This window comes from Pseudoroseomonas cervicalis ATCC 49957 (assembly GCF_000164635.1).
Lineage (GTDB): Bacteria > Pseudomonadota > Alphaproteobacteria > Acetobacterales > Acetobacteraceae > Pseudoroseomonas > Pseudoroseomonas cervicalis.
Window position 1 is genome coordinate 65,874 of the sequence record NZ_GG770778.1, and the last position, 5,622, is coordinate 71,495.

Consider the following 5,622-nt stretch of genomic DNA (forward strand, 5'->3'; position numbering starts at 1 on the left):
GCGGGAAGGGCGGCCAGCAGCAGCGTCGCCAGCGTCAGCCCGTGCACGCCGGCCAGGGCCGCGCCCTGCAGCGGCAGCGCGTCGAAGGCCCAGACCGTGCCGATGGCGTTCCACGGGAAGCCGGTGAACAGCAGGCCGCGCAGCCATTCCAGCAGCGTCCAGCCGCCGGCCAGCGCCAGGGCGCGCGGCCAGCCCGGCCGGGCCCGCCAGGCCAGCAGCGTGGTCAGCGCCAGATAGGCGGCCAGCGGCAGGGCGATCCCCGGCACGGCGACCGGCACCAGCCAGCCCCAGCGCCAGGGATCGGTCAGCAGCGCGTGGCTGATCCAGTAGAGCCCGGCGATATGGTGCCCCCAGCCGAAGGCGAAGCCGAGCAGCGCCGCCCGCCGGGCGGAGCCGGCGCCGTCCAGCAGGGCCAGCAGGCCGGGAATGGCCAGCAGCAGCACCGGCACGGCGTAGAGCGGCGGCAGGGCCAGCGCCGAAAGCAGGCCGAGCAGGAAGGCGGCCAGCAGGGGGCGGCGGCCCGTCAGCAGGGAGAGCTTGGTCAGCAAGGGGAGGGGGGTTCCGTCGCGCGAGGGGCGGCGGCGCCCGGAAGGGGCGCGCCCTTCCGGGCCACGCGCCGGGGGGGCACTATCCCCCCGGAGCGGGCCATCAGGCAAATCGCCTTATTCGGCGGCCGCCTTGGCGGGCAGCGTGCCGGGGCGGCGCACCCGCAGCCGGCGGATGCGGCGCGGATCGGCCTCCAGCACCCGGAATTCCAGCCCGGAGCCGTGCGAGACCAGCTCGCCCCGCGCCGGCACGCGCCCGGCCAGGGTGAAGACGAGGCCGCCCACCGTGTCGATGTCCTGCTCGCGCTCATCCTCGGTCAGCACGGCGCCGACCTGCTGCTCGAAGGTCTCGATCGGCGTGCGGGCGTCGATGTCGATCAGCCCGTCCGGCCGCTCGACGATCTGCGGCGCCGCATCCTCGTCATGCTCGTCGGAGATGTCGCCGGTGATGGTCTCGACCAGATCCTCGATGGTGACGAGGCCGTCGATGCCGCCATACTCGTCCACCACCAGCGCCAGGTGCATGCGCGCCTGCCGCATCTGCAGCAGCAGGTCGAGCACCGGCACGGAGGGCACGACGAAGAGCGGCTTGCGCAGCACGGCGGCCATGCTGAAGGGCGCCTCGCGGCCGACACTCGCAAAAACGTCCTTGATGTGGACCATGCCCACGATCTCGTCGAGCTGGCCGCGATAGACCGGGAAGCGGCTATGCCCCTCGCGCTGGATCAGGCGGATCGCCTGCTCGAGCGTCAGGTCCTCCGGCATGGCCACGATGTCGGCGCGCGGCACCATCACGTCATTGGCGGTCTTGCCGCGCAGCTTCAGCACGTTGCGCAGCATGGCGCGCTCCTGCGCGTCCAGCTCGGGGCGCGGCGGGCCGCTCGGCTCGTGGTGCTCGTGGTGCTCGCGGCCCTCGACCAGCGCCTCCACCTGGTCGCGCACGCTCTCGGCGCTGCGGCGGCGCAGCAGCCCCTGCAGGCGCCAGAGCAGCCCCTCGCGTTCCTCGCGATGCGATCCGCTCACAGCACGCCCCTCCACGGGTTGGGCAGCGCCAGCCGGCGCATGATGCGGGCCTCGGCCCGCTCCATGCGGCGGGCCTCGCCGGCCTGGATGTGGTCATGGCCGCCGAGGTGCAGCGTGCCATGCGCGACCAGATGCGCCAGATGCGCGGCCACCCGGCGCTTCGCGGCCCGGGCCTCGCGCCGCACCACGCCGAGGGCGAGGGCGATGTCGCCGAGATGGCCGAAGCCCTCGCCGGGGAAGGACAGGACGTTGGTGGGCTTGACCTTGTTGCGGTGCTCGCCGTTCAGCCGCTTGACGGAGCGGTCATCGGTCAGCAGCACGGTCATGGCGCCGGAGGGCGCTCCGGGCGGGGCGTTGTCGAGCGGGAAGCCATCCTCGGCCATCTCGGCCCAGGCGGCCTCGGCGGCGCGGCGCGCCAAGCGCTCGGCCCGCGGCACGGCGGCGTGCCAGGCGGGGCTTTCGACAATCACGACCACGTCCGGGAAGGCCTGCCTGGCCCGCCCGGTTCGCTTGGAGTGAGCAGGCCCGACCGCGCTAGAGCGGCCGGGCGTTCGACTTCCCGGTTCCATCATTCTCCTTCCTGCCGCGCGGGGGGAGTCCCGTCGCGGCGCCGTGTGCCCAGCGGGGGGCGGCCATAGGAGGGCCGGCCCGTGCCGCCGGCCTGCGACCCCGGATGGGTCGCCGCGGCACTCTGATCTGCCTGATTATAGGCAGCCACGATGCGCGCCACCAGCGGATGCCGCACCACATCGCCCTCGGCGAAGTGGGCCATGCCGATTCCCTCCACCCCCTGCAGGATGGACAGCGCCTCCACCAGCCCGGATTTCTGGCCCGGCGGCAGGTCCACCTGGGTGGGATCGCCGGTGATCACCATGCGCGTGCCCTCGCCCATGCGGGTGAGAAACATCTTGATCTGGGCCGGCGTGGTGTTCTGGGCCTCGTCCAGGATGGCGTAGCAATGCGCCAGCGTCCGGCCGCGCATGAAGGCCAGCGGCGCGATCTCGATCTCGCCCGAGGCGATGCGGCGCTGCACCTGATCGGCCGGCATCATGTCGTTCAGCGCGTCGTAGAGCGGGCGGAGATAGGGATCGACCTTCTCCTTCATGTCGCCGGGCAGGAAGCCCAGCCGCTCCCCCGCCTCGACCGCGGGGCGCGACAGCACGATGCGATCCACCCGCCCGGCCAGCAGCAGGGCGACGCCCTGGGCGACCGCCAGATAGGTCTTGCCGGTGCCGGCGGGGCCGATGCCAAACACCATGTCCCGCTTGGCCAGCATGTCGATATAGGCGGCCTGGGCGTGGCTGCGCGGCGCGACCGCCCCTTTGCGGGTGCGGATCGCCGGCAGATCGGCCAGCGGCAGGCGCGGCTCGCTGCGCGATTCGCCGCGCGGTTCGGGCGCGGGCGTGCCCTCGGCCAGGCGCAGCGCCGCCTCCACCTCGGCCATGCCCACCACGTCGCCGCGCTCCAGCTGCCGCCACAGGGTGCGCAGCGCGGCCTCCGCGATCTGCGCCCCCTCCGACGGGCCGATGATCGACAGCCGGTTGCCGCGGCTGGCCAGCCGGACACCCAGGCGCTGCTCGATCCGCGCCAGGTGCCGGTCATGCTCACCGAACAGCAGCGGCAGCAGGGCATTGTCGTCGAATTGCAGGGTCACGGTGCGGGCGGCGGAGACACTCTCCGCCGGACGGGCCATGGCGCGGGGATCGGCGCGGAGCGCCAGGGTGGCGGGATCGCTCAAGCGGGGGTCAGCTCCTTCTCTTCCAACAGAACCGCCGAAAGGGAATTCGGATGCGCATCCGTCAGGCGCACCCGTGCGATACGGCCGGCGAGCTCCGCCGGGCCGATGGCGTGGACCGGCTGCAGCCAGGGCGTGCGGCCGGCGATCTGGCCCGGATGCCGGCCCGGGCCGGTCCAGAGGATGTCCACCTCGCGCCCCACACAGGCGCGGTTGAATTCGTCCTGCTGGCGGCGCAGCACGGCCTGCAGCTCCTGCAGGCGGGCATCCTTCTCGGCCTCGGGCACCTGGAAGGGCTGGCCGGCGGCAGGCGTGCCGGGGCGGGGCGAATATTTGAAGGAATAGGCCAGCGCGAAGCCCACCTTCTCCACCAGCTGCATCGTCGCCGCGTGGTCGGCGGCCGTCTCGCCCGGATGGCCCACGATGAAGTCGGAGGACAGCGCCATGTCCGGCCGCGCCTCCCGCAGCCGGTCGGCGATGCGGTAGAACAGCTCGGCCTTGTGGCCGCGGTTCATGGCGGCCAGCACCTTGTCCGAGCCGCTCTGCACGGGCAGGTGCAGGAAGGGCATGAGCTGCGGGATGCGGCCATGCGCCTCGATCAGCGCGTCATCCATGTCGCGCGGATGGCTGGTGGTGTAGCGGATGCGCGCCAGCCCATCGATCTCGGCGAGCGCATAGAGCAGGCGGGAGAGGCTCCAGGTGGAGCCGTCCGGCGCCTCGCCATGCCAGGCATTCACGTTCTGGCCGAGCAGCGCGATCTCCCGCGCGCCGCCCGCGACCAGGCGACGCGCCTCGGCCAGGATCGCCGCCACGGGGCGGGAGAATTCGGCGCCGCGGGTGTAGGGCACCACGCAGAACGAACAGAACTTGTCGCAGCCCTCCTGGATGGTCAGGAAGGCGATCGGGCCCTGGTTGGCGTTGACCTCGGGCAGCAGGTCGAATTTCTGCTCGACCGGGAAATCGGTGTCGATCTGGGCGCCGGCGGCGCGGCTGGCGCGGGCCACCATCTCCGGCAGGCGGTGATAGGTCTGCGGGCCCAGCACGATATCGACCCAAGGCGCGCGGACGGTGATCTCGGCGCCCTCGGCCTGCGCCACGCAGCCGGCCACGGCCAGCACCATCTTCTGCCCGGCCTGTTCCTTCTCGGTCTTCAGCAGGCGCAGCCGGCCGAGATCGGAGAACACCTTCTCCGACGCCTTCTCGCGGATGTGGCAGGTGTTGAGGATGACCATGTCGGCCTCCTCCGGCGTCTCGGCGGGGCCGTAGCCGAGGGGGGCCAGCACATCCGCCATGCGGGTGCTGTCATAGACATTCATCTGGCAGCCCCAGGTGCGGATGAACAGCTTCTTCCGCTGGGGGGCGGCGAGGGGGGATTCAGGGGCGGGGGAGGTCATGGAACGGGAAACCCTGGGCCAGCGACACCCGGCATCGCGCATCCGCCGGGGCCGCCCCGGCGCGGGGCGGCAGTGAGGGCGGATGTGCGGGGCGCGGGGCCTCGGGTCAAGCGACCAGGACCCCGGCACTCCGCGAAAGGGCGGTGGCGCCTGGGCTGCTCATCAACCTTATCGTTTCAAACCCGGACCCCGCGCGGCAAGTGATTTCTTTCTTGCACTGCGTCACGAGACGCTCCGCCCGGTGGTTCGGTCGCGGGCTGGCGCAGATGGTCGAGCAGCAGCCTGGCCGGCTCGGGCAGGGCGGCGAGGCTGCGCGCCAGCAGGCGCAGGCGGCGTTCCGCCCAGTCCTCGCGCAATTCCAGCACCGCCAGGCCGTGGCCGGGGCGCAGCACCGCCTCGGGCAGGATGGCCAGTCCGGCGCCGAGCGCCACCATGCGGCAGACCACTTCCGGCCCCTGGGCCTGGATGCGCAGCCGCATCGCCTGCCCCCCGCGCCGCGCATGCCCGGCCAGATGGCGCTGCAGGGCGCTGTCGCCGGCGAGGCCCACCAGGTCGCAGCCCAGCAGCTCGGCAAAGCGCAGCCCGCCCTGGCGGGCCAGGGCGTGGAAAGGGGGGGCCACCACCACCAGCCGGTCGGTGCGGAAGGGGAAGCTTTCCAGCCCCGAGAGATCGGCATGGTCGGCGGCGATGCCGAGGGGGGCGGCGCCGCTGACCACGGCCTCGGCCACGTCGCGGCTGGGGCGTTCCTCCAGCGCCAGGTCGAGCAGCGGGTGGCGGGCCAGGAAGCGCGCCAGCAATTCGGGCAGCCAGGCGGTGGCGGCGGCGGTGTTGGCCAGCAGGCGCACCGTGCCGCGCCGTGCGCCGGCGAGTTCGCCGCGCAGGCTGTCCAGCTGCGCCAGCACCAGACGGGCGTGGCGCAGCAGGG

General features: G+C 72.9%; 5 protein-coding genes and 1 pseudogene. All 6 read right to left on the reverse strand.

Annotated features, from left to right (window positions below; translation table 11 throughout):
* Positions 1-548, reverse strand: a pseudogene (locus HMPREF0731_RS25130) (apolipoprotein N-acyltransferase); the annotation flags it as partial.
* Between the two features lie 114 nt (positions 549-662).
* Positions 663-1,568, reverse strand: coding sequence for a hemolysin family protein (locus tag HMPREF0731_RS07675; RefSeq protein ID WP_157136011.1), 906 nt, complete (start codon positions 1,566-1,568; stop codon positions 663-665).
* Positions 1,565-2,044 (reverse strand): rRNA maturation RNase YbeY, encoded by a 480-nt coding sequence (gene ybeY / locus HMPREF0731_RS07680; RefSeq protein WP_007003504.1) that lies wholly within the window; start codon positions 2,042-2,044, stop codon positions 1,565-1,567. The genes HMPREF0731_RS07675 and ybeY overlap by 4 nt, the downstream gene beginning before the upstream one ends.
* Before the next feature lie 92 nt (positions 2,045-2,136).
* Complete coding sequence (locus tag HMPREF0731_RS07685) at positions 2,137-3,261, reverse strand: PhoH family protein (protein ID WP_051014736.1); 1,125 nt, start codon at positions 3,259-3,261, stop codon at positions 2,137-2,139.
* 41 nt (positions 3,262-3,302) lie between these two features.
* Positions 3,303-4,697: a tRNA (N6-isopentenyl adenosine(37)-C2)-methylthiotransferase MiaB gene (miaB, locus tag HMPREF0731_RS07690; protein WP_007003506.1), complete on the reverse strand. Its 1,395-nt coding sequence runs from the start codon at positions 4,695-4,697 to the stop codon at positions 3,303-3,305.
* Between the two features lie 176 nt (positions 4,698-4,873).
* Positions 4,874-5,622: LysR substrate-binding domain-containing protein (locus HMPREF0731_RS25135; protein WP_007003507.1), on the reverse strand; the 749-nt coding region annotated here is incomplete at its 5' end.

Excerpts from the sequence above, each read along its gene's own strand:
- HMPREF0731_RS07685 (WP_051014736.1), bottom strand. The coding sequence starts at position 3,261 with ATGGCCCGTCCGGCGGAGAGTGTCTCCGCCGCCCGCACCGTGACCCTG.
- miaB (WP_007003506.1), bottom strand. The coding sequence starts at position 4,697 with ATGACCTCCCCCGCCCCTGAATCCCCCCTCGCCGCCCCCCAGCGGAAG.